Below are 24529 nucleotides of genomic sequence, written 5' to 3' on the forward strand. Positions count from 1 at the left end.
GGCCCGGTCCGGGCCACGCCGCCTCGTCGTGCGGGGTGAGAGGTCAGCCGGAGAAGACGGTGAACTCCGCCACCGACCACCAGTTGCTGGCCGAGCCGGTCTGCACCACCCGCACGTGGCGGGCGTCCCGGGCCTCGAAGTCGACCAGGGTCTGGTTCGTGAAGCCCTTGCCGCTGGCGACCGGACCGGTCCAGTTCCTCCCGTCGGTGGAGAGGAACACCTGGTAGCCCCGGGCGTGGTCGGCACCGGTGGAGAGCAGTGAGATCCCACTGATCGTACGGACCGACCGCATGTCGACGGTGAACGACTGTCCGTTGGTCATCGGCGCACCGGAGGTCCACCGGGTGTTGGTGTCACCGTCGAGCATCCGCGCCGGGGTGTCCGCGCCGCCGCCCGAGGCGGTGGCGGTCCAGCCGGACCGGCTCAGGACGGTACGGCTGCCGGGCACCTGGTACTGCTCGTCGAGAGCCGCGCCGGCACCGGGCTCGAACTGGTCGAAGCCCCGGCTGTCGCACTGGCGACCGGCGTTGATGCAGTGCTTCACCAGCGCGGACAGGGTGGGCGTGTCCCACACGTTGTAGAAGTCGTAGTGGAACGAGTAGCCCCGTCCGCTGGAGAGGCGCACCTGCGACATGTCACCGCTGACCGGCCAGGCCATCTTGAACTCGATCATCGGCACCGCGACCGGGTGGCTGGTCGGGCAGACACCGTTGACCGGGTACACGATGTGGCTGACGTGGTCGGGGGTGTCCAGGTGCCGCCCGTCCCAGCAGCTCGGCGCCTGCATCCGGACGTTGAGCTGGGTACCTGCGGGGCAGTTCGCCGGGAAGTCCACGTTGTCGTAGCTGTTCCCGCACTCCCAGCCCTTCTGGTAGGCCGGCGAGGACTCGAACTGCGCGGCGGTGGTCATCGGGCTGCCGACGAGGAACCGCAGGCCGGGCGGGAACGGACGGACGCTGGTGTAGTCGCGTACGCCGCTCTTGTAGTAGATGACCTGCGGGCCCTGCGGCACGATCGGCGTGTTGCCGTTGAGCAGCGTCGGCATCCAGTAGCCCGACTTGTCGCCCGGCACCCGGCAGGTGGTCGCGCCCCTCGGCAGCGACTGCATGGTGCTCGCCGCGTTGGTCGTGGTGTTGCCCATGAAGGTGTGGTCGTGCGACGCCCCGGGCCGGTTGAAGAAGACGATCGGGTCGTCCTCCAGCCGGTGGCTGACCGCGCAGTTGGCCTGGAACTCGCGGTGGTCGCGACGGGGCGGGTTAGCGGTCGACGGCGTCACACCGGTGACCGGCCGCTCGGCGAGCACGTAGTCGCCGGGGGTCGGCGCGCCGGTCGCCCCGTTGCCGTGGCCAGCCGGGTGGGACTGGCTCGGGCTGCTCGATCCCGGGGTGCCCGACGCGCTGGGCGTGCCGGAGGCGGCGCCCGACGTCTGCGGGGCGGCGGGTGTCGCGCCCGCGCCGGTCAACGCCCCGAACACCTGGAACTCCCACAGCGAGTAGCCGTACCCGGTGGCCCGCTTCGTGCCGTACATCCGCACGTACTGGCCCTCGCCGGACACGTCGAGGCGCTGGGTGCCGCCGGTGCCGCTGCTGGTGCGGTAGATCGAGGTCCAGGCCAGCCCGTCCGGCGACACCTGGATCTCGAACTCGGTGGCGTACGCGGACTCCCAGTTCAGGACCACGGTGTCGATCCGGGCCGGTGCCCCCAGGTTCACCCCCAGCCACTGCGGGTCGGTGAACGTGCTGGACCAGCGGGACTTGGTGTCACCGTCGACCGCGCGCTCGGCGGACCAACGGTCGCCCTCACTGGACGAGGCAGTGGCGGGCTTGCCCTGGGACAGCGGGGCCTCCTCACCGGCGGTCAGCCGCAGCGGCCCCATCGCGGTCCAGGAGGTGAGCGCGGCGGTGACGGCGAGGGTCACCGCCACCATCCAGTACCGCCAGCGCGGCCGGCGGCGCGGCCCGGACGCGGGCAGGTCGCGGGTTGGCATGGAACCTCCGAGGTCTCGATCCGTTCGTCGGCGACGAATGTCGCGGTACGCTAACCACGCCCGGCGGCCGGGGAGATGAGGCTTAGGACCCAGGCGAGGGCCGTCCAGGGCCCAGCAGGCCGGCGCCGACACCCGGCCCCGACCCTCTCTGGGCCCGACTGGGTCTTTCGGCTCAGGAACGGGCACCGCCCCGGCGTCTACCGTCGTGGCCATGTCTGCGGCAAGCGATGATCAACCCGGTCCGACCGGTCCCGGACTCTGGCGGTTGATCGGCGCTGCCGCCCTGGCCTGTCTCGGTGTGATCGTGCTGTGGTCCACCTTCCGGCAGCCGGAGCCGCCGGAGGGGAGCACCCGCGCGCTGGACCAGACGCCGTCGCTGGCACCGGCGGACCCGCCGTCCGACCCGCCGACCCTGTTCCCTCTGGGCACGGAGGACGAACCGGTCCCGAGCCCCTCCCCGGAGAGCACCCCGTCGGTCGCCGTCAGCGGCCCGGCCGCGCCGTCGCCCAGCCGCACCAGCGCCGGACCCGTCCCGTCGACCACGACGCCGGGGACGTCGATCCTGCCGACGTCCGCTGCGGTCACGCCGAGCAGCACGCCGAGCCGGAGCCCGGCCGCGCAGTTCCGACCGGTCACCGTCCAGGCCGAGGCGCCCGGCAACCTCCGCAGCGGCGGCGCGGAGATCGCCTACTGCGACTCCTGCGACGGTGGTGCCCGGGTCCGTTACCTCGGTCAGCTCACCGTCTATCTGGACGTGGCGGCCGCCGGGTCGCGCACCGTGACGGTGGGTTACACGGCCGACGGCACTCGTGACCTAAAGGTGGTCGTCAACGGCGGTCCACCACAGACCTTCACCGTCACCGGCAGTAGCTGGGTGACACCGCGCAGCCTTCGGTTCACCGCGTCGATACCTGCCGGACGCACCGCCGTAACGCTCTACCACGACAGCGCGCCACCCCCCGATATTGACAAAGTCACGGTCAGCTAACAGCGCCCCTTGCCGAGGCAAGTACACATAGGTGTTGTGTACATTCGCTGCCGTGTGTACGGAGAAGCGGGCCCCTCGTCCGATTTCTGACTCCCGACTCAGGGGGTTCCACGGTGCCGTCTGACCCGCCCCCGGACAGTAGCGGTCCTGACCAGCGGTTCCTCGGCACCTCGACAGAGTCGACATCACTGCGGGTACCCCTCTGGGCGGGGATCGGCAGCCTGGCCGGCGCCATGGTGCTGGCCGCGGTGCTGATCCCGCCGCTGATCCTCGCCACGGACGACGGCCGGTCGGACTCGACGCAGAGCCAGAGCGCTCCGCCGAGCGCCCCGCCCAGCGTGGTCGGTCAGCAACCCGAAGGACCCGCCGTCCCGTCCGAGTCGGAGCGGACGCCGAACCCGGGCCCGAGCGGGACACCGCGCCCGGGCGGTGGCGGCACGGCCGCACCGCCACCGGGGGCCGAACCGTCGCGAACACCCGCGACCGGCGCGACGAGCCGGGACCCCGGCCCGACCGCGAGCCCCAGCACGACCACCGAGACCGAGCGGTTCCGGCCGCTCACCGTGCAGGCCGAGGCCCCGGGCAACACGCTCGGCGGTGGCGCCCAGGTCGCCACCTGTTCGTCCTGCGACGGCGGCGCCCGGGTGCGGTACCTGGGCAACCTCACCGTCTACTTCGAGGTCCCGGCGGCCGGTCGCCGGACCGTCACCGTGCACTACACAGTGGACGGGCCACGGGAACTGCGCGTCTCCATCAACGACGCCAGCCAGCACACCTTCGCTGTCACCGGCACGACCTGGGACTCGCCGCGCAGCGTCCAGTTCGACGCCTCGGTCCCGGCCGGACGGGTCGCGGTGCGCCTCTGGAGTGACAAGTCGGCGCCCGACATCGACAAAGTCACCATCAGCTGACGGCAACGGATGAGCCGGTTCGTCGCATACGCCGCTCTCTGTCGGGCAGTCCTGCTCGGCCGGCTCGTCGTGACCATCGCCGCCGTCGGAGTGGGACTGCGGTTGGTGGACGACGCGTGGGCGGCGGTGCACACGCTCGGGTTGATCGCCGCCACCACCGCGGTGCAGGTCACCGTGCTGAGCAAGTGGCCGACCGCGATCCGGTGGCGGATGAGCTTCCTCGCGCTGGACGCCGCCCTGATGATCAGCGTGCTGGTGGTCAGCGGCGGGGGGATCGGCTTCTTCTGCTACGCGGCCGGCCACGCCGCCCTCACCGGCGCGCTGCTGGGTACGCACGGACTGCCGCTCTGGACCGTCAACGCGGTCCTCGGCTTCGCCGTCGCGACACAACTGCTCCGGGCCGACGGCGGCGTGGCCGGCACCTCGGTCGCCGCGCCGTTCATGCTCGCCTTCCCGATGATCAACATCGTCTGCGGCTTCGGGGCGGCGGTGGCCACCGCCGCGCTCGCCCGCTACATCGAGGCGACGGTGACGACGGTGACCGCCGCCCAGCGGTCCGCCGCCGCCTCGGAACGGGCCCGGCTCGCCCGGGAGCTGCACGACTCGGTGGCCAAGACGCTGCGCGGTGTCTCCTTCGCCGCGGTGGCGCTGCCCGGTCTGCTCCGTCGGCAACCGGACCTGGCCGAGCAACTCGCCGGCACCGTCTCCGAAGGCGCCGACGCGGCCGTACGAGAGGCCCGTGACCTGCTCGCCGGCCTGCGCCGCGACCTGCCGGACCGGCCCTTCCCGGATAACGTGAGGAGCATCTGCGCGGATTGGTCGACGCGCAGTGACGTCCCGGTCCAGGTGATCGCGCACGCGGTCGAGCCTCCCGTGGCAGCCCGCTACGAACTCGCCCAGATCCTCAGCGAGGCGTTGCAGAACGTGACCCGGCACGCAGAGGCGACGCTGGTCCAGGTAGTACTCCACCGCTCGGAGGCACATGTGGAACTCACCATCACCGACGACGGCAGGGGTTTCCCGATGCCCGGGGATCTGACCGACCTCTCCGGCGCGGGCAACTTCGGCATCGTCGGCATGGCGGAACGGGCCCACGCCGTCGGTGGCACCCTGCGCGTCGAGTCCCGCGTCGGGCTGGGCACCCGGGTGGTGGCACGGGTGCCGCTGTCCGGCCCGGTGCCGGAGTCCGGCCGCGCCCGTCAGGTGGCCTCCCGATGATCGACGTGCTGATCGTCGACGACAACCCGATCGTCCGGACCGCCATCCGTGGCTACCTCTCCAGCGCGGAGGACGTCCGGGTGGTCGGTGAGGCCCCGGACGGGCGCACCGCGGTGACCGTGGCGACCCGGCTACGGCCGACCGTGACCCTGCTCGACCACCGCATGCCGATCGCCGACGGGCTCAGCGTCGTGCACCAGCTCTCCCAGCAGACGTCGGTGCTGGTGTTGACGAGCGACTCCGACGACGAGCTGATCGCCGGCATGCTGCGCGGTGGTGCCAGCGGTTACCTCGTGCACGGCGAGTTCGACCCGGCGGAGCTGCTGCGCGCCGTCCACGCGGTGGCCGCCGGCCAGGGCTGGCTCTCTCCCCGGGGCGCCTCGGTGACCATCGCGGTGCTGCGCGAACAGGCCAACCGGGAGCGCGACACGGTGGGTCGGGCCGAGCAGATCCGCCGGATGCGGCAGGAGTTCGGACTCACCCGTCGGGAACAGGAGGTGGTCGAACTGCTCTGCGCCGGACACTCGAACGCGGCGATCGCCCGACGCCTGCTGCTCACCGAGAAGACCGTGAAGAACCACCTCAACCACATCTTCGCCAAGCTGCGCGTGACCAACCGGACGGAGGCGGTGGTGCGCTGGTCCGGCCCGGACGGTACGCCGAATCGGTGACGGGCTGAACGCGGCGCGCTCCGGCTCCGTTGTGTGGGCGGTGGTGACGTCGCACCGCCCGACACCGACGGGAGCGGGGACCGGATGGCAGCCGTATCAGCCCAGGCGCGGCTTCGGCGTGATGGCTAGTCCGCAGGTACGCGCGGTCGGTCGGACCGCGCCGACGATCAGGGTGTTGGTCGCGCATCCGCACCCGGGCGAGCGGTCGGTGATCCGTACCGTGCTCGACACCGGGGAACGGATCCGGGTGGTCGCCCTCACCGGCGACGCCGGTGAGGCGGTGGCACTCGCCGACCGGATGCGGCCCACCGTGACGCTGCTCGACGATCGGATAACCGCCCCCGAGGGCACCGACCTGGTGCGGGCGTTGGCCCGGCGGTCGCCGGTGATCGCGTTGACCGCCGCCACCGAGCACCGCACGATCAGCACCATGCTCCGGGCGCCGTTCAAGGGCTGCCTGGTGTACGGGCACCACGAGCCGGCCGACCTGCTCGGTGCCGTACGGGCCGTGGCCGCCGGGCTGGGCTGGCTGTCACCGGTGGCGGTGGCGGCGGTCGCCTGGGCGCTGCGCGAGTCCGCCCGACCGCAGGCGTGACGCGGCACCCGTCCCGGACCGGCATCCCCACGCCGGCCCGGGTCGGTCCCCCGCTGTCGCCGGTCGCTCCTATCCGGTCGGACCGATCCGGATCGACCAGCGCGTCGGCGCGGCGGCACCGAGCAGGACCGGCACCGGTCCGCCGCAGACGCTCACCTGCCGGGCCACCTGGACGGCACGTCGGTCCAGCCCGGCGGCGAGCACGATGCCGGAGGCGTACGGCAGCCGTGGGTCGAAGACGTCCGCGACCCGGTGGCACTGGGCCGGCAGACGGTCGTCGGTCAGGTCGCCCACCACGGTGACCTGACCGCCGGCGTCGATGACCTGCCGGACCAGACGCAGCGCGTACCACCGCTGCTGCGGCGGCGGACCGCCGACGGTCAGCGCGTCCGGACAGCGGGTCAGGTCGACCTCGAGCCAGCGACCGGACGCCTCGCCGAGCAGGAGCGGAAGGGTCGCCGAGGAGAACGTCCCGGACCCGGCGTACCAGGTGTGCGGCGGGCCGGGTCGATCGGTGCGGGCACCGTCGAGGGACACCATGACCGTCCGGCCGTCGAGCCGGACCTCGGCGGTCAGCGCGTACGGGTCGACCAGGGTCGACCGACCCGGCGCGGTCCGCTCGACCGGCGGCCCGGAACGTACGCCCGGCCTCGGCGCGGCGACGGCTCCGCTCGGACGGGACAGGACGGCGGTGCGGGCCGGCGGCGTCCCGGTGCGCAGCGGCGAGAAGCGGTCGGCGAGCGTCGGCACCGCAGCGGACCCGGACGGGGTCAGCAGGGTGATCGTCGGTGGCGACCCGGCCGACATCGACGGGTCGGGTGCCGGGTCGGGGCCGGGTGCGGGGGTCGGGGTAGGGGTCGGGCGGGAGCGACCGCGCAGCACCGCCACCGCGAGGGCGAACAGGATGACCGCGCCGAACACACCGACGGCCTGCGTCAGCGGCGCCCCCGGCTGGAACGGCGTTGGGGCGGCGGCCTGGGCCGGACCGGCCGGCAGGAGCACGGTCAGCACGAACGTGCCGAGACCCGAGACGGCGACCCGCCGCAGTCGTCGCACCCCTGGTTCCCCTCCGGCCGAGCCGTCCCGGCCGGCAGCGGTTGCCGGTCGGCCGTGGCGCGGGGACGGGGACCCCGACCCGCCCCGCCGCACGGTGCCCAGAGCCTGCCAGCCCGTACGGGACATCGGTAGTCCCCGATCACCTCGGGGTCACCGACCCGGCCGGGTCGCGGCCCGCCCCTCCGGACAGGGGCGTCCCGGAGTCCCCGTCGGGGGACGTCCCACCCCCCCTGCTGCGGCGGTGGGCGTACCGGGCCCGCCGGGTGGCGAGAAACCGACCGGGATCGTGCCGCCCACGCTGAACGGAGCGCGCCGCGCACGCGTCGAGGGCGGTGACGTCAGCACCGGAAGGGAAGACCCGTGGAGCCCGTACGCCCCTCCGCCCGGCCCCGGCTGGGCACGTTCTCGCGTCGCGCGGTCGCCGGTGGCATCGCCGGCCTGGCCGCGTTGTGCGCGGTGGCCGCCGCTGTCGGTTGGGGTGTGGCGTCGGACAGGGACGAGCCGACCGGCCGTCCCGTCTCCGACGAGCACCTGACCGCGATCCAGGCCGCCGCCCGGTCCTGTCCCGTCCTGACCCCGTCCCGGCTCGCCGGCCAGCTCATGGCCGAGTCGGGGATGCGCACCACCGCCACCGGTACCGCCTCCGGCGGCGAGGGCATCGCGGGGCTCGACTCCGAGGCGTGGCGGTCCTGGGCGCCGTGGCCGAACGCGCGGCGTTCGGACACCACGGCGAACGTGATGGCACTCGCCCACCACATGTGTGACCTGAGTGGACACATCAGGGTGTCCCGGGTCGACGGGGACGCGTGGCGGCTGTCGCTGGCCGCGTACCACACCGGGCTCGACGACGTCCGGGACAGCGGCGGCATCCCGCCGTCGGCGGTCGAGTACGTCGACCGGGTCAGCGGCTACTCTGCGTACTACGACAGGCTGCCCGCGTTCGGCCGGTCCGACGAGTCCGGGCCGAGCCCCGACCGGCAGCCACCGAAGGCGGTCCCGGCCGACCTCGTCCGGCTCGTCGTCCGCGCCGGCACGATCTGCCCGCAGGTGCCGCCCGCAGCGGTCGCCGCCCAGGTGATGGCGTTGTCCGGGTTCGACCCGAACCTGCTCGGCGCGGACGGCCGGCGCGGCATCGCCCAGTTCCTGCCGGAGGTGTGGCAGGAGTACGGCCCGACCGCCGCCTCGGTCTGGGAACCGAGGGTGGCCATCCCGGCGCTGGGCGCCACGATGTGCGCGATGCGGACCGAACTCGCCGGCATCGAGGGCGACCCGTACCTGCTGGCGTTGGCCGCGTACCGCGCCGGGCCCGCGTCGGTGCGGCAGACCGGTGGCGAGCTGGACCGCACGACCCAGGCGTTCCTGCGTACGGTCCACGAGCACACCGAGTACTACGAGTTGGACAGCCGGCTCGCGGTGAAGGTACGCACCACGAGCCCGGCCCCGTCGCTCTCCCCCTCCCCGACCGGCAGCCCGTCGGCGAGCGGCAGCCCGTCCCCGGAGCCCTCCGACTCGTCGTCGCCGGACGCCGACCCGGACAGCCCGTCGCCGCGCCCCTCCGCCTCGCCGTCGCGGACCCGGGACGAGACGCCGGTGGCGAAGCCGCCGACCCGCCCGTCCGGGGCGAAACAGCTCGTCGGCATGGAGACCGGGCTCTGCGTCACCGCCGGCACCAGCGACGGCGTACGCGCCAAGCTGGAACGGTGCCGGGAGACGCAGTCGCAGTGGTGGACCTTCCGGTCCGACGGCAGCGTCCGGGCCAACGGCCTCTGTCTCGACGTCGCCTGGGGTGAGCGGAAGGACGGCACCGCGGTGCAGGTCGCCCTCTGCAGCGGCAACCCCGCGCAGAAGTGGGAGTGGATCGAGTCCAACGGCCGCCGCTCCCTGTTCAACCGGGACACCGACCGGTGCCTGGACGTCGAGGGCCACTCGGCGGGTGCCCCGATGATGAGCTGGATCTGCGTGTTCAACCCGAAGCAGACCTTCACCCTCAAGTAGCGCCCACCCACACCGGAGCCCGGCACCCCCAGGGGTGCCGGGCTCCGCGTCGTCGGGACTCTCCGCCCGGCCGGTCGGGTGGTCAGTCGGTCGGGGCGGGCGGTCGTGTCGCCGCCCGGCGGCGGGTGACCGCCCAGACCGCCTCCATCAGCAGGCCCGCGCCGACGGCGACGGCGGCCCCGGTCAACGGGGCCTGGACGCCGACCAGCCGGAGCTGGAAGAACTCCTGGAGGGCGGGCACCACCAGCACCGTGGCGAAGGCCAGACCCATACACAGCACCAGCAGGATCCGCCACCAGGTGTACGGCCGGGCGATGATGGACAACGCCCAGAGCGCCACGACGAACAGCGTCAGCGTGGCGACCGACGTCTCCGCGGCCAGGTCACCGCCGTAGTGCGCGCGGGCGTACGCGTACGCGCCGATGGTGGCGGCGGCGGCGAGGACGCCGCCCGGGACCGCGAACCGCAGCACCCGGCTGACGAAGTCGGGCCGGGCGCGTTCCACGTTCGGCGCCAGCGCCAGCACGAACGCCGGGATGCCGATGGTGAGCGACCCGATCAGGGTCAGGTGCCGGGGCAGGAACGGGTACGGCACGGACGCGAGCACCACGATGATCGCGAGCAGCACCGAGTAGACCGTCTTGGTCAGGAAGAGGTTGGCGACCCGCTCGATGTTGCCGATCACCCGGCGGCCCTCGGCCACCACCGAGGGCAGCGCGGAGAAGTTGTTGTCGAGCAGCACGATCTGGGAGACGCCCCGGGCCGCCGCGCTGCCGGAGCCCATCGAGATGCCGATGTCGGCGTCCTTGAGCGCGAGCACGTCGTTGACGCCGTCGCCGGTCATCGCCACGGTGTGCCCCCGGGACTGGAGGGCGCCCACCATGGCGCGCTTCTGCTGCGGGCCGACCCGACCGAACACGGAGTGGGTCTCCACGGTGCTCGCCAGCACCTGGGGGTCGGTGGAGAGGGTCCGCGCGTCCACCGGCTCGGCGGCGCCCGGCACGTCCACGCTGCGGGCCACCGCGCCGACCGAGACCGCGTTGTCGCCCGAGATGACCTTCGCGGCGACGCCCTGGTCGGCGAAGAAGCGCAGGGTGTCCGACGCCTCCGGGCGGACCCGCTGCCGGAGCACGACGAGCGCGACCGGCACGGTGGCCTGTGGCACCGCCGTCGGGTCCGCCAGCGCCTCGGTGAGCGGGCGCGAGTATCGGGCGAGCAGCAGCACCCGCAGCCCCTGCCGGCCGTAGGTGTCCGCCTCGGTCAGGGCCGGGTGCTCGGTGAGCAGCATCTCGGGCGCGCCGACCAGCCAGGTGCCGGTGCGGCCGGACGGCTCGACGAGCGTCGCACCGCTCCACTTGCGCGCCGAGGAGAACGGTGCCGTCTCGCGTACGCTCCAGCCGGCCGGGGCGGGACACCGCTCGACGATCGCCCGCATGCTGGCGTTGGGCCGCTCGTCGCCGAGGCCGAGCGCGCCGAGCACCGTCTCCACCGGTACGTCAGGCGTCAGCGGCCGGATCTCCGCCACGTCCATCGTCGCCTCGGTGAGCGTGCCGGTCTTGTCCAGGCACACCACGTCGACCCGGGCCAGGCCCTCGATGGCCGGCAGCTCCTGCACCAGGCACTGCCGTTTGCCGAGCCGGATCACGCCGACCGCGAAGGCGACCGAGGTGAGCAGCACCAGGCCCTCGGGGACCATCGGCACCAGCCCGGCCACCATCCGGCGGACCGCCTCGGGCAGGTCGTCCCGGTTGACCAGCAACTGGCTGATGATCAGCGCGATGCCGGCGGGGACGATCGCCCAGGTGACGAAACGCAGGATCCGGTCGATGCCGCTGCGCAGCTCGGAGTCGACGAGCGTGAAGCGCTTGGCCTCCTCGGCGATCTGCGCCGCGTACGCGTCGCGCCCGACCCGGGTGGCGGTGAAGACGCCGGAGCCGGCCACCACGAAGCTGCCGGAGAGCACGTTGTCGCCGGGCGCCTTGACCACCGGGTCGGCCTCGCCGGTGAGCAGCGACTCGTCGACCTCCAGGCCGTCCACGGCGGCCAGCCGCCCGTCCACCACGATCTTGTCGCCGGGACCCAGCTCGATCACGTCGTCGAGGACCAGTTCGGACGAGGTCAGGTCGACGGTCCGGCCGCCACGGCGGACCCGGGGGCGGGCCTCGCCGACGATCGCCAGCCGGTCCAGCGTGCGCTTGGCGCGGACCTCCTGGACGATGCCGATCAGGGTGTTCGCGATGATCACGCCGCCGAAGAGGGCGTCCTGGATCGGGCCGACCACCACGATGATGGCGAACAGCACACCGATGATGGCGTTGATCCTGGTGAACAGGTTGGCCCGGACGATCTGCCAGAGGCTGCGGCTGGTGCTCGACGGCAGGTCGTTGACTCCGCCGGCGGCGACCCGTTCGGCCACCTCGGCGACCGAGAGCCCGAGCCGGATCCGCTCGGCGGTGACCGGGTCGGGACCCTGCGTGACGACCGGATCCATCTCGTCCGTGGCCTGCCCTCGACCGGCGGCACCGATGGACTCCACGTGGTTGCTCCCCCCGGGTGACGCGCGTGGACGTGCTCGTGACGAGCACCTCGATGACGCTACCCGGCGGTCGTGAGCAGCCACCACGCATCTGCGACCACCGGCGACCCTGAGTTTTCCCGGGGTCGCCGGTGGTGAGAGCACGGTGACGGCCGGTCCTCCCCCGGCGCGGAGTCGGTCACTCCGCGCCGGGGAGACCGGTCAGGTCAGCGGGTGGTCACGTCCTGGACCTCGCCGATGAGCTCCTCGACGATGTCCTCCAGGAAGATGACACCGGTCGAGCCGCCGTCGGAGTCGAGGACCCGGGCCACGTGGGCACCGCTGCGGCGGAGCGCGGCCAGGGCGTCCTCCAACTCGCTGTCGCGCCGCACCGACGCGAGCCGGCGGACCCGCTTGGCCGGGACCGGGCTGGTCCAGGCGTCGCCGGTCAGGTCCATGACGTCCTTGATGTGCAGGTACCCGCTGGGCTCCCCGTCGGTGGTGAGCAGGTAGCGGGAGTAGCCGTGCGCGGCCACCGCCTGCTGGATCTCGGCGGGCGTCACCGTCGCCGGCAGCATCACCAGGTCCACCAGCGGCACCTCCACGTCACCGACGGTCTTGCCGGTGAACTCGACGGCCGCGGTGAGGGCGCCGTTGCCGTCGACGAGCACTCCCTCGCGGGTCGACTGCGCCACGATGGTGGCCACCTCGTCGAGCGTGTACGTGCTGGTGGCCTCGTCCTTCGGGGTCACCCGGAACAGTCGCAGGACACCGTTGGCGATCCCGTTCAGGGTCCAGATGATCGGGTTGAAGATCCGGGCGACCAGCACCAGCGGCGGGGCGAGGATCAGCGCCGCCCGGGTCGGCACCGAGAACGAGATGTTCTTCGGCACCATCTCACCGAACACCACGTGCAGGAAGGTGACCAGCACCAGCGCCACGACGAACGCGAGCACCGAGACCATGCCGGGCGACAGCGGGGTGTTCGCCAGCGGGATCTCCAGCAGGTGGTGGATCGCCGGCTCGGAGACGTTCAGGATGAGCAGCGAGCACACCGTGATACCGAGCTGGCTGGTGGCCAGCATCAGGGTGGCGTGCTCCATGGCCCAGAGCGTGGTCTGCGCCGCGCGGCTGCCGGCCTGCGCCTTGGGTTCGATCTGGGACCGCCGGGCGGAGATCACCGCGAACTCGGCGCCGACGAAGAACGCGTTGACCACCAGCAGGATGAACAGCCAGATGATGCCGGGCAGGTAGGCGCTCATCGGATCGCCCCTTCCTGGCGGTCGTCGACCCGGCGGTCCGCGCCGGAGCCGCCGGTGGTCTCGGTGGGCACGAAGCGCAGCCGGTCGGCCTGCACGCCGTTGAGGTGTTCCACCCGGAGCACACCGCCCTCGATGGCCACCTCGTCGCCGACCGTGGGGAACCGGCCGAGGTGGGCGGTGACGAAGCCGGCGACGGTGTCGTACTCCTCGTCCTCGGGGACCACGATGCGGGCCCGTTCGAAGATCTCGTCCGGCCGTAGCGAGGCGTCGAAGTAGACCGAGCGGCCCCGGCGCCGCATGACGGTGCGGGCCCGGTCGTGCTCGTCCTCCAGATCGCCGATGATCTCCTCGACCAGGTCCTCCAGGGTGACGATCCCGGCGGTGCCGCCGTGCTCGTCGTAGACGACCGCGAACTGCAGGCCGCCGCCGCGCAGCGTCGGCAGCAGCACGTCGAGGTGCATGGTCTCGGGAATCCGCGCCGGCTCGACGACGAGGTCCTGCGCCCGTACCCCGGCGCGTTCGGCCGGCGGGATCGCGAAGGCGCGCTTGACGTGCAGCACCCCGACGATGTCGTCGACGTCCCGGCCGATCACCGGGAAGCGGGACAGGCCGGTGGCGGTGGCCCGCTCGATGATCTCGTCGGCGGTGGCGGCGGCGTCGACCGCCGTCATCCGGACCCGCGGCGTCATCACGTCGGACGCGTCGTGCGCGGAGAAGCGCAGCGTCCGGTCCAGCAGCGTGGCGTGGTCCGGGTCGAGCACGCCGGCCCGGGCCGAGTGGCGCAGCAGCGAGCTGAGCTCCTCGGTGCTGCGGGCTCCGGACAGCTCCTCCTTCGGCTCGATGCCGAAGGCCCGGATCACCGCGTTGGCGGTGTTGTTGAACAGCAGGATCACCGGCTTGAGCACGGTGGTGAACAGCGCCTGGAACGGCACCACGAACTTCGCCGTCTGCAACGGCACGGCGAGCGCGAAGTTCTTCGGCACCAGCTCACCGATCACCATCGAGAAGAGCGTCGCCAGCAGGATGCCGACGACCGCGCCGACGGCGGTCACCGCCCCGTCCGGTACGCCGATCGCACCCAGCGGTTCGGCCAACAGCGAGCTGACCGCGGGTTCGAAGGTGTAACCGGTGAGCAGGGTGGTCAACGAGATGCCGAGCTGTGCGCTGGACAGGTGCGTCGACGTGATCTTGAGCGCGGCGATCGTCGGACCGAGCCGCTTCTCACCCCGGGACTGACGCGCCTCGAGCTCCCCCCGGTCCAGATTGACCAGGGCGAATTCGGACGCCACGAACATGCCGGTGCCCACGGTGAGCAACAGGCCTATTCCGAGCAGGATCCATTCAGACACGAGTCAGCCCCTGTCGCGGGTCGACGGCCGTACGGGCGACCGGGACGACGAGGGGCCTCGGACTATGATGCGGAAGATCATCCATGAGCAGCAGAGAGTAGTCGGTCGCGCTGAGAGCATGCTGAAAAGGGCCACCGGCGGGATGACGAACCGAGCGGCCGTGGTCGCGCCGTACCCGCTGCCCACGTAGGCGACCGCCAAAAGGTTTTGTGGGGTTCCCACAACTCGGGCTGGCCAGGGTTCGGCGGTTACGACATGGCGCTGGTTGCCCGTAGGCAGAACAGTGATCTGTGCGGGGGCCACCGTGCCCTGACGCGTGTCGCCGTAGGTCTACCGGAGGGGTCCGTCGGGTGTTCAGCCGTATCGCCATCGTCAACCGTGGTGAGGCCGCCATGCGGCTCATCCACGCGGTCCGGGAGCTGGCAGCGGAGACCGGCGCCCGCATCGAGACCGTGGCCCTGTTCACCGACGTCGACCGCACCGCCACGTTCGTCCGCGAGGCGGACGTCGCCTACGACCTCGGGCCCGCCGCCGCGCGCCCGTACCTGAACCTGGCCACGCTGGAGCGGGCGCTGGTGGAGACCGGCGCGGACGCCGCCTGGGTCGGCTGGGGCTTCGTCGCCGAGGACCCGGCCTTCGCGGAGCTGTGCGAGAAGATCGGCGTCACCTTCGTCGGGCCCAGCCCGGACGCGATGCGCCAGCTCGGCGACAAGATCGGCGCGAAGCTGCTCGCCGAGCAGGTCGGTGTGCCGGTCGCGCCGTGGAGCCGGGGCGCGGTCGAGACGCTGGACGCCGCCCGCGCGGCGGCCACCGAGATCGGCTACCCGCTGATGCTCAAGGCGACCGCGGGCGGCGGCGGACGCGGCATCCGGGTGATCACCGACGAGGCCGAGCTGGCCGACGCGTACGAGCGCACCAGCCAGGAGGCCGCGCGGGCCTTCGGTAGCGGTGTGGTGTTCCTGGAGCGCCTGGTCACCGGCGCCCGACACGTCGAGGTCCAGGTGATCGCCGACGGTCAGGGCACCGCCTGGGCACTCGGCGTCCGGGACTGCTCGGTGCAGCGCCGCAACCAGAAGGTGATCGAGGAGTCGGCGTCTCCGGTGCTCGGCCCCGAGCAGACGGCCGAGTTGAAGACGTCGGCCGAGCGGCTGGCCGTGGCGGTCGGCTACCGGGGCGCGGCGACGGTCGAGTTCCTCTATCACCCCGGCGACCGGCTGTTCGCCTTCCTGGAGGTCAACACCCGACTCCAGGTGGAGCACCCGATCACCGAGGCCACCACCGGGTTCGACCTGGTCAAGGCCCAGTTGCACGTGGCCTCGGGCGGGCGGCTCACCGGCCGGCCGCCGGTCGAGCGCGGGCACGCCATCGAGGCCCGGCTCAACGCCGAGGACCCGGACCGCGACTTCGCGCCCTCCCCCGGCCGGATCGCGCGGCTGGACCTGCCGGCCGGCCCGGGCATCCGGGTGGACACCGGCGTCAGCGAGGGTGACACCATCCCCGCCGACTTCGACTCGATGATCGCGAAGATCATCGCCTACGGCCGGGACCGGGACGAGGCCCTGGGCCGGCTGCGCCGCGCGATGGCGGACACCACGGTGATCATCGAGGGCGGCGCGACGAACAAGAGCTTCGTGCTCGACCTGCTCGACCAGCCCGAGGTGATCGACGCCAGCGCGGACACCGGCTGGATCGACCGGGTCCGGGGCTCCGGCCGCCTGGTGGCGCACCGGCACTCCGGCATCGCGCTGGCCGCCGCCGCCATCGAGGCGTACGAGGAGGAGGAGCGCGTCGAGCAGCAGCGGCTGCTGGCCACCGCCTCCGGCGGGCGTCCCCAGGTACAGCACGCCAGCGGCCGGCCGTTGGACCTCAAGCTGCGGGGCGTCGCGTACCGGATGCGGGTGGCCCGCACCGGCGCGCACCGGTTCCGGGTCGTCATCGAGGCGGGCGACACGGTGCACACCGCCGACGTCGAGCTGGACCGCTTCGACCGGCACACCGGGCAGATCGTCGTCAACGGCGCCCGGCACCGCCTGCTCACCGGCACCCACGGTCCGGTGCATTTGGTCGAGGTCGACGGGGTGGCGCACCGGGTCAGCCGGGACGAGGGCGGCGTGCTCCGCTCGCCGATGCCGGCGCTCGTCGTCGCCACGCCGCTGGCGGTCGGCGCCGAGGTCGAGGCGGGCGCGCCGGTGCTGGTGCTGGAAGCGATGAAGATGGAGACGGTGCTGCGGGCGCCGTTCCGGGCCCGGCTGAAGGAGTGCGCCGTCTCGGTCGGCAGCCAGGTGGAGGCCGGTGCGGCCCTGCTGCGGCTGGAGCCGCTGACCGACGGGGCTGCCGAGACGACGCAGGCCCCGGTGGCCGCCGTCGAGTTGGACCTGCCCACCCGGCCCGCCCAGCTCCCGGCCCGCCAGCGCGTCCGGCGCGGTCACGAGGACCTGCGCGGCCTGCTGCTCGGCTTCGACGTCGACCCGCACGACGGCGGGCGGGTGCTCGACGAATACCTGGCCGCGCGGCAGACCACCGCCGAGGAGGGGTACCGGCCGCTGGCCGAGGAACTCGACCTCGTCGACGTCTTCGCCGACCTGGCCGAGCTGAGCCGCAACCGGCCCACCGGCGAGGACGGCGAGGCCGCCCACGTGCACAGCGCCCGGGAGTACTTCCACACCTATCTGCAGAGCCTCGACGTCGAGCGGGCCGGTGTGCCGGACGCCTTCCAGGCCAAGCTGGCCCGGGCGCTCGGGCACTACGGCGTCGCCGAGCTGGACCGCGCCCCCGCGCTGGAGGGTGCCGTCTTCCGCATCTTCCTGGCCCAGCAGCGGGCCGCCGCCGACGCCACCGTCATCGCGACGCTGCTCCGCACGTGGCTGCGGGAGCCGCCGCCGGACGAGGCGCTGCGCGAACCGACCGGCCTCGCGCTGGAACGACTGCTGGCGGCGACGCAGGTCCGCTACCCGGTGATCGCCGACCTCGCCCGGGGGGTGGCCTTCGCCTGGTTCGCCCAGCCGCTGCTGCGCCGCAACCGGGCCCGGGTCTACGCCGAGGTGCGCCGGCACCTGCGGCACCTGGACACGCAGCCGGACGCGCCGGACCGCGCCGAGCGCGTCGCGGCGATGGTCCGCAGCACCGAGCCGCTGGTCCGGCTGCTCGGCCAGCGGTTGCAGCGCGGCCACCTGGACAACACCGTGATGCTGGAGGTGTTGACCCGGCGCTACTACGGCAACAAGGGGCTGACCGGGGTGGCCAGCCGCGAGGCGGCCGGCTGCCGCTTCGTGGTCGCCGGGCGCGCGGACTCCGAGCTGGTCTCGGCCGCCGTCGGCTTCGACGCGCTGGGTGACGCGCTGCGCGGGCTCGCCGAGCTGGCCGCCGACGGTTCCGCCGTCGACGCCGACATCTACCTGGCGTGGGAGAACCAGCCGGAGAGCTTCGACGAGATGGCGGCGGCGCTGCTGTCGGTCGTCACCGCGCATCCGCTGCCGCCGCAGGTCCGCCGGCTGACCGCCACGGTCGCCGGCAGCGGCGGAGCGGTGATGCACCACCACTTCACGTTCCACCCGTCGAGCGCCGGGATGGCCGAGGAGCGGCTGATCCGTGGCCTGCACCCGCACATCGCGCAGCGGATGCAGTTGGAGCGGCTGCACAAGTTCGACCTGACCCGGCTGCCGTCGGCGGACGAGGAGGTCTATCTCTTCCAGTGCGTGGCCCGGGAGAACCCCTCCGACGAGCGGTTGGTGGCGTTCGCGCAGATCCGCGACCTGACCGAGCTGCGGGAGCAGGACGGCCGGCTGGTCGCCCTGCCCACCACCGAGGACACCGTGGCCGCCTGCCTCGACTCGATCCGGCGGGCCCAGTCCCGCCGGTCGTCGAAGAAGCGCTTCCACACCAACCGGATCGTCATCTACGTCTGGCCGCCGAGCAGCCTCACGCTGGAGGAGATGGAGAACCTCGCCGCGCGGATCCGGCCGACCACGGCCGGTGCCGGGCTGGAGGAGATCCTGTTCATCGGTCGGCAGCGCAACCGCCGCACCGGCGAGCTGACCAAGATCGCGGTACGGATCTCCTTCGACGCCACCGGCGGTGCCGAACTGACCGTGGGCGAGCCGCCGGTCGAGCCGGTCGAGCCGCTCGACGACTACCGGCTCAAGGTGCTGGGGGCGAGCAGCCGCAACACCGTCTACCCGTACGAGTTGACCCGCCTGCTCGGTGACTTCGTCGAGTACGACCTGGACGACGCGCACGTGCTGGTGCCGGTGGACCGGCCGAAGGGCCGCAACCGCGCGGCGATCGTGGCCGGTGTGGTGACCACCCCGACCGCCCGGCACCCGCAGGGCGTGACCCGGGTGGTGCTGCTCGGCGACCCGACCAAGTCGCTGGGCGCGCTCTCCGAGCCGGAGTGCCGCCGGGTGATCGCCGCCATGGACCTGGCCGAGCGGATGCAGGTCCCGCTGGAGTGGTACGCGCTCTCCGCCGGCGCCCGGATCTCGATGACGTCGGGCACCGAGAACATGGACTGGGTGGCCGCCGCGCTCAAGCGGATCGTGGAGTTCACCCAGGACGGCGGCGAGATCAACATCGTGGTCGCGGGCATCAACGTGGGCGCGCAGCCGTACTGGAACGCCGAGGCGACGATGCTCATGCACACCAAGGGTGTGCTGGTGATGACGCCGGACTCGGCGATGGTGCTGACCGGCAAGCACTCGCTGGACTTCTCCGGCGGGGTGTCCGCCGAGGACAACTTCGGCATCGGCGGCTACGACCGGGTGATGGGCCCGAACGGGCAGGCGCAGTACTGGGCGCCGGACCTGCCCGCCGCGCGGGACGTGCTGATGTCGCACTACGAGCACACGTACGTCGCGCCGGGCGAGCAGGGGCCGCGACCGGGCACCACCACCGACCCGGTCGACCGGGACGTCTCCGACTTCCCGCACGTGGTGGCCGGCAGCGACTTCACGACCGTCGGCGAGATCTTCTCCTCGGTGGCGAACCCGGACCGCAAGAAGCCCTTCGACATCCGTACGGTGATGCGGGCGCTGTCCGACCAGGACCACCCGGTGCTGGAGCGCTGGGCCGGGATGGCCGACGCGGAGACCGCGGTGGTGCAGGACGTCCACCTCGGCGGCGTACCGGTCTGCCTGCTCGGCATCGAGTCGCGTGCGGTGCCGCGCCGGGGCTTCCCGCCCACCGACGGCCCGGACACCTACACGGCGGGCACGCTGTTCCCCCGCTCCTCCAAGAAGGCCGCGCGGGCGATCAACGCGGCCAGCGGCAACCGGCCGCTGGTGGTGCTGGCCAACCTGTCGGGCTTCGACGGGTCGCCGGAGTCGATGCGCAAGCTGCAACTGGAGTACGGCGCCGAGATCGGCCGGGCCATCGTGAACTTCCGCGGCCCGATCGTGTTCTGCGTTATCTCGCGGTACCACGGCGGGGCGTTCGTGGTCTTCTCCAAGGCGTTGAACCCTCGCATGACGGTGCTGGCGCTGGAGGGCTCGTACGCCTCGGTGCTCGGTGGGGCTCCGGCCGCCGCCGTGGTGTTCTCCCGCGACGTCGACGCCCGCACCGCCGCCGACCCCCGGGTACGGGACCTGGAGGCCCGGGTGGCGTCCGCGTCCGGCGCCGACCGTGCCACGCTCACCGCCGAACTCGACGAAGTCCGCTCGTCGGTGCGCGCGGAGAAGCTCGGTGAGGTGGCCACGGAGTTCGACCGGGTGCACAACATCGCGAGAGCGGTCGAGGTGGGCTCGGTGGACGCGGTGATCCGCGCCGCCGAACTCCGCCCCCGCGTCATCGCGGCGATCGGGTCGGCGGCGACCGAATAGGACGGATCGTGGCGTGGACGCCGGTGGCCGGGTTCGGCTGCCGGCGTCCGCGCGTTCGTGCCGCCCGCACGTAGGATCCGGCGGTGACCTCCGTACGCGACCGACTCTCCGGAGCGCAACGGGACCTGCTGGACCGGTGGCTCCCCGGCGCGACGGTGCTCCGGGACCTGGGGTGGGACCTGCTGCCGACCACCGTGCTGGAGGTCGCCCACGACGGGGCACGGTACGTCGTCAAGGCCGGTGGCCCCGAGGACCAGCACATCGCCCGGGAGCTGCGCGCCCACCACCACTGGCTGACGCCGTGGACCAGTCGGGACCGCGCGCCGGTGCTGGTGCACGGCGACGAGTCCGCCAAGCTGCTCGTCACCCGGTATCTCCCCGGCGAACTGCTGCTCGACACCGCACACGTCGACGATCCGGCCGCCTACCGACAGGCGGGCGAGTTGCTGGCCCTGCTGCACGCACAGACCACCGCCACCGACGACGACTACGAGGCTCGCGAGAACGCCCGGTCGCTGGCCTGGCTCGCCGGTCCGCACCGGATCCCACCGGCCACGGTGGAGCGGCTGCGCGCCGAGATCGCCGCCTGGCCGACGCCGCCGGCCACGCTGGTCCCCACCCACGGCGACTGGCAGCCCCGCAACTGGCTGGTCCACCAGGGCCGGGTCAGCATCATCGACTTCGGTCGGGCCGCGCTGCGACCGGCGTACACGGACTTCGGCCGGCTGGCCGTGCAGGACTTCCGCCGCGACCCGGCGCTGGAGCGGGCGTTCCTGGACGGGTACGGCGCCGATCCGCGCGAGCCGGGAAGTTGGCACCGGACCCGGGTCCGCGACGCGATCGGCACGGCGGGGTGGGCGTACCGGGTGGGCGACGAACGTTTCGAGGAGCAGGGGCACCGGATGATCCGGGACGTGCTCGCGGCGACCGGATGACTGGCGGCATGCCGCGTGAACCCGAGGGTCCACCGGGCCGCCACCGCCTCTGGTATTCGCGTCCCGCCACCGACTGGCAGTCCCAGGCGTTGCCGATCGGCAACGGTCGGCTCGGCGCCATGCTGTTCGGTGGACCGCAGCGGGATCGGGTCCAGTTCAACGAGCAGAGCCTGTGGGGCGGGGCGACCGACTACGACAACGCCCTCGCCGGTCGGCCCGACGACGTCTTCGACCTGAGCGACACCGGCTTCGGCTGTTACCGCCCCTTCGGCGACCTGCTGCTCACCTTCGCCCTCCCGAGCGGCCCGGTCGCCGCCGACGTCGCGGGGCGCGACGGTGACCGGGTCACCGACTACCACCGGGCGCTCGACCTGGAGTCCGGGATCCACACCACCGGCTTCACCGTCGCCGGGCAGCGGGTCCGGCGGGAGGCGTTCGCCAGCCGCGCCGACGACGTCCTGGTGCTGCGCTACCAGGCCACGCACCTCGGCCCGCTGGACTGCGACATCGACCTGACCAGTGCGCAGGGCGCGCCGACGACCGTGGACGCCGCCGCGCGCACCGCAGCCTTCCGGGGTCGGCTGGGCAACGACCTGCGGTACGCGGCCGGGCTGCGGCTGGCCGACACCGACGGCGTGGTCACCGCCGTGGGTGGGCGGTTGCGGGTACGCGCGGCGACCTGGATGACGCTGCTGCTGGACGCCCGCACCGACTACCGGATGGACGCCTGCGCCGGGTGGCGCGGCAGCGCGCCGGAGCCGACCGTCGAGGCCACTCTCGACGCGGCGACGGACCGGTCCTACCCGGCGCTGCGCGAGACGCACCTCGCCGACAGCACGGCGGTGGCGCGACGTGTGTCGGTGCGCTGGGGACACCCCGACGAGGATCTCCTCGCACTGCCGACGGACGCCCGGCTGGCCCGTTACCGGGCGGGCGGCGAGGACGCCGCGCTCGAACAGACCATGTTCGTCCTCGGCCGCTACCTGCTGTACAGCTCCTCCCGGCCGGGCGGGCTCCCCGCCAACCTCCAGGGACTCTGGAACGACAGCGACCGGCCGCCGTGGGCCTGCGACTACCACACGAACATCAACGTGCAGATGGCCTACTGGGCGGCGGAGACCACCGACCTCGGCGACAGCCACCGCGCGCTGGTCGAGTTCGTCCGCCAGGTGGCGGTGCCCAGCCGCGTCGCGACCCGGCACGCCTTCGGCGCCGACACCCGGGGCTGGACGGCCCGGACCAGCCAGAGCATCGTCGGCGGCAACGCCTGGGAGTGGAACACCGTCGCCAGCGCCTGGTACGCGCAGCACCTCTACGAACACTGGGCCTTCACCCCGGATGACGCCTACCTGCGGGACACCGCGTACCCGATGATCAGGGAGATCTGCGAGTTCTGGCAGGACCGGCTGATCGAGCGGGACGGCCGGCTCGTCGCGCCGGACGGCTGGTCGCCGGAGCACGGCCCGCGCGAGCACGGCGTGACGTACGACCAGCAGATCGTCGCCGACCTCTTCGACAACTACCGGGACTGCGCCGAGGCGCTCGACGTCGACGCCGCGCACCGGGCCGTCGTCGCCGACCTGCGGGCCCGGCTCGCGCCGCACCGGATCGGGCGGTGGGGCCAACTCCAGGAGTGGCTGACCGACCGGGACGACCCGGACGACGTGCACCGGCACACCTCGCACCTGTTCGCGGTCTTCCCCGGCCGCCAGATCACCCCGACGGGGACACCGGACCTCGCGGCGGCGGCCCTGGTCTCGCTCGCCGCCCGCTGCGGCGAGCGCGACGGCGTACCGTTCGACGAGTCCACCGTCCGGGGCGACAGCCGCCGTTCCTGGACGTGGCCGTGGCGAGCCGCGGTCTTCGCCCGCCTCGGCGAGGCGCAGCGGGCCCGTCACATGATCCGTGGCCTGCTGCGCTACAACACGCTGGACAACCTGCTCTGCGACCATCCACCGATGCAGCTCGACGGCAACTTCGGCGTCACCGCCGCCGTCGTCGAGATGCTCCTGCAGAGCCACCAGGGCGTCGTCCACCTGCTGCCGGCGCTGCCCCGGCAGTGGGCCGACGGCGCGTTCCGGGGCCTACGGGCCCGGGGCGGCTACCGCGTCGACTGCACCTGGCGGGACGGCCGGGTCGTCGACTTCACGATCGTGGCCGACCGGGCACCACACCGCGATGCGGTCCGGGTCCGGGTCGACGGCGAGGACGTGTGGGTCACGCCGACGGCTCCCGGGGCCGCTCCTCCGCCGGGATCAGCCCCTCGCTGACCAGCTCGGTCCAGAGCGCGTCGGGCACCGGTGCGGCGAAGCGGGCCGCGTTGTCGGCGACCTGCGTGGCGGTGTGCATCCCGACGACCACCGACGCGACGGTCGGGTGGCGGGCCACGAAGGCCATCGCCACCTGCGGCAGGGTCGTGCCGTGCCGCCGGCACACCTGCGCGATGCGGACCGCCCGGTCGCGCAGCGGCGGCGGCACCGGGCCGTAGTCGTAGGTGTCGCCCGGCTCGGCGGTGGCCAGCACGCCGCTGTTGAAGACGGCGGCGGCCAGCACGGACACGCCGCGTTCCCGGCACCGGGGCAGCAGCCGCTCGGCCGCCGTCTGGTCCAGCAGCGTGTAGCGGCCGGCGATCATCACCGTGTCCACGTCGGTCTCGGCGACGAACCGTTCCAGCATCCGCGTCTGGTTCATGCCGACCCCGATGGCGCCCACCACCCCCTGGTCCCGCAACTCGTGCAGCGCCGGGTACGCCTCTGCGACGGCCTGCCGCCAGTGCGCGTCCGGATCGTGCAGCAGCACGAGGTCGACCCGGTCCAGTCCGAGCCGGTCCAGACTGGCCGCCAGCGACCGGAGCACCCCGTCGGCGCTGAAGTCCCAGCGGCGGGCCTGGTCGGCGGGCACGTCGAAGCCGGCGTCGTCGCGCAGGTGCGCGGTGGTGGGCGAGGGCACCAGCAGCCGGCCGACCTTCGTGGACACGGTGAACTCGTCGCGGGGACGCCCGGCCAACGCGGCGCCCAGTCGACGCTCGGACAGTCCGAGGCCGTAGTGCGGCGCGGTGTCGTAGTAGCGGACCCCCAGCTGCCACGCGGTGTCCACGGCGCGTCGTGCCGTCTCGTCGTCCACCGCGCGGTACAGGTTGCCGATCCCGGCCGCGCCGAAGCCGAGCGCGCTCACCGGCACCGCCGTGCGACCCAGTCGGGGGTGTCGCATCGCCGCCTCCTCACGAGGGCGTCG

At 73.0% G+C, this 24529-nt stretch carries 15 protein-coding genes; 9 read left to right on the forward strand and 6 right to left on the reverse strand.

Annotated elements, in window-relative coordinates:
* Positions 1-43: 43 nt before the first annotated feature.
* Positions 44-1987 carry a DUF1996 domain-containing protein gene (locus tag ACWDVW_RS18965; RefSeq protein WP_449950453.1) on the reverse strand — a complete coding sequence of 648 codons (1944 nt, stop codon included), beginning with the start codon at positions 1985-1987 and terminating at the stop codon, positions 44-46.
* A 211-nt stretch (positions 1988-2198) separates the two neighbouring features.
* On the opposite strand from ACWDVW_RS18965, the gene ACWDVW_RS18970 reads away from it, so the two are divergent.
* The 5 genes from ACWDVW_RS18970 to ACWDVW_RS18990 all read left to right on the forward strand — a co-directional run bounded on the left by ACWDVW_RS18970 (position 2199) and on the right by ACWDVW_RS18990 (position 6370).
* Complete coding sequence (locus ACWDVW_RS18970) at positions 2199-2975, forward strand: hypothetical protein (RefSeq protein WP_449950455.1); 777 nt, start codon at positions 2199-2201, stop codon at positions 2973-2975.
* A 113-nt stretch (positions 2976-3088) separates the two neighbouring features.
* Positions 3089-3886: a hypothetical protein gene (locus ACWDVW_RS18975; protein ID WP_449950458.1), complete on the forward strand. Its 798-nt coding sequence runs from the start codon at positions 3089-3091 to the stop codon at positions 3884-3886.
* Positions 3887-3895: 9 nt separating this feature from the next.
* The gene (locus tag ACWDVW_RS18980; RefSeq protein ID WP_449950461.1) at positions 3896-5104 is read left to right on the forward strand and encodes a sensor histidine kinase; all 1209 of its coding nucleotides are present in this window, start codon (positions 3896-3898) and stop codon (positions 5102-5104) included.
* A complete protein-coding gene (locus ACWDVW_RS18985) occupies positions 5101-5775 on the forward strand; it encodes a response regulator (RefSeq protein WP_449950464.1) in 675 nt (224 codons plus the stop codon). The genes ACWDVW_RS18980 and ACWDVW_RS18985 overlap by 4 nt, the downstream gene beginning before the upstream one ends.
* Before the next feature lie 121 nt (positions 5776-5896).
* Entirely contained in the window at positions 5897-6370 is a 474-nt protein-coding gene (locus ACWDVW_RS18990) for a response regulator (protein WP_449950466.1), read from the forward strand.
* 69 nt (positions 6371-6439) lie between these two features.
* On the opposite strand, the gene ACWDVW_RS18995 is transcribed toward ACWDVW_RS18990, so the two are convergent.
* Positions 6440-7426, reverse strand: coding sequence for a hypothetical protein (locus ACWDVW_RS18995; protein WP_449950468.1), 987 nt, complete (start codon positions 7424-7426; stop codon positions 6440-6442).
* A gap of 360 nt (positions 7427-7786) precedes the next feature.
* Here ACWDVW_RS18995 and ACWDVW_RS19000 point away from each other — a divergent pair, with 360 nt between their 5' ends.
* A complete protein-coding gene (locus tag ACWDVW_RS19000; RefSeq protein WP_449950470.1) occupies positions 7787-9421 on the forward strand; it encodes a ricin-type beta-trefoil lectin domain protein in 1635 nt (544 codons plus the stop codon).
* An 82-nt stretch (positions 9422-9503) separates the two neighbouring features.
* Here the strand turns inward: ACWDVW_RS19000 and ACWDVW_RS19005 are convergent, their stop codons facing one another.
* From ACWDVW_RS19005 to ACWDVW_RS19015, 3 genes are all read right to left on the reverse strand, one after another.
* Positions 9504-11957 (reverse strand): HAD-IC family P-type ATPase, encoded by a 2454-nt coding sequence (locus ACWDVW_RS19005; RefSeq protein ID WP_449950472.1) that lies wholly within the window; start codon positions 11955-11957, stop codon positions 9504-9506.
* A gap of 206 nt (positions 11958-12163) precedes the next feature.
* Positions 12164-13198, reverse strand: coding sequence for a hemolysin family protein (locus tag ACWDVW_RS19010; protein WP_449950475.1), 1035 nt, complete (start codon positions 13196-13198; stop codon positions 12164-12166).
* Positions 13195-14547, reverse strand: a complete 1353-nt coding sequence (locus ACWDVW_RS19015) for a hemolysin family protein (protein WP_449950477.1) — start codon at positions 14545-14547, stop codon at positions 13195-13197. Before ACWDVW_RS19015 ends, ACWDVW_RS19010 begins: the two co-directional genes overlap by 4 nt.
* A gap of 350 nt (positions 14548-14897) precedes the next feature.
* Here ACWDVW_RS19015 and ACWDVW_RS19020 point away from each other — a divergent pair, with 350 nt between their 5' ends.
* The 3 genes from ACWDVW_RS19020 to ACWDVW_RS19030 all read left to right on the forward strand — a co-directional run bounded on the left by ACWDVW_RS19020 (position 14898) and on the right by ACWDVW_RS19030 (position 23565).
* Complete coding sequence (locus ACWDVW_RS19020; protein ID WP_449950480.1) at positions 14898-20360, forward strand: ATP-binding protein; 5463 nt, start codon at positions 14898-14900, stop codon at positions 20358-20360.
* Between the two features lie 83 nt (positions 20361-20443).
* Positions 20444-21295 (forward strand): phosphotransferase, encoded by an 852-nt coding sequence (locus tag ACWDVW_RS19025; protein WP_449950483.1) that lies wholly within the window; start codon positions 20444-20446, stop codon positions 21293-21295.
* Positions 21296-21303: 8 nt separating this feature from the next.
* Positions 21304-23565 carry a glycosyl hydrolase family 95 catalytic domain-containing protein gene (locus ACWDVW_RS19030; RefSeq protein ID WP_449950486.1) on the forward strand — a complete coding sequence of 754 codons (2262 nt, stop codon included), beginning with the start codon at positions 21304-21306 and terminating at the stop codon, positions 23563-23565.
* Here the strand turns inward: ACWDVW_RS19030 and ACWDVW_RS19035 are convergent.
* Positions 23513-24505: an aldo/keto reductase gene (locus ACWDVW_RS19035; protein WP_449950489.1), complete on the reverse strand. Its 993-nt coding sequence runs from the start codon at positions 24503-24505 to the stop codon at positions 23513-23515. The genes ACWDVW_RS19030 and ACWDVW_RS19035 overlap by 53 nt on opposite strands.
* Positions 24506-24529: the final 24 nt, after the last annotated feature.

The organism is Micromonospora sp. NPDC003241, from assembly GCF_053589795.1.

What these genes read in the sequence shown, in the direction of transcription:
- ACWDVW_RS18965 (WP_449950453.1), bottom strand. Translation starts at nt 1,987, where the DNA reads ATGCCAACCCGCGACCTGCCCGCGTCCGGGCCGCGCCGCCGGCCGCGC.
- ACWDVW_RS18970 (WP_449950455.1), top strand. Translation starts at nt 2,199, where the DNA reads ATGTCTGCGGCAAGCGATGATCAACCCGGTCCGACCGGTCCCGGACTC.
- ACWDVW_RS18980 (WP_449950461.1), top strand. Translation starts at nt 3,896, where the DNA reads ATGAGCCGGTTCGTCGCATACGCCGCTCTCTGTCGGGCAGTCCTGCTC.
- ACWDVW_RS18985 (WP_449950464.1), top strand. Translation starts at nt 5,101, where the DNA reads ATGATCGACGTGCTGATCGTCGACGACAACCCGATCGTCCGGACCGCC.
- ACWDVW_RS18990 (WP_449950466.1), top strand. Translation starts at nt 5,897, where the DNA reads ATGGCTAGTCCGCAGGTACGCGCGGTCGGTCGGACCGCGCCGACGATC.
- ACWDVW_RS19010 (WP_449950475.1), bottom strand. Translation starts at nt 13,198, where the DNA reads ATGAGCGCCTACCTGCCCGGCATCATCTGGCTGTTCATCCTGCTGGTG.
- ACWDVW_RS19030 (WP_449950486.1), top strand. Translation starts at nt 21,304, where the DNA reads ATGCCGCGTGAACCCGAGGGTCCACCGGGCCGCCACCGCCTCTGGTAT.
- ACWDVW_RS19035 (WP_449950489.1), bottom strand. Translation starts at nt 24,505, where the DNA reads ATGCGACACCCCCGACTGGGTCGCACGGCGGTGCCGGTGAGCGCGCTC.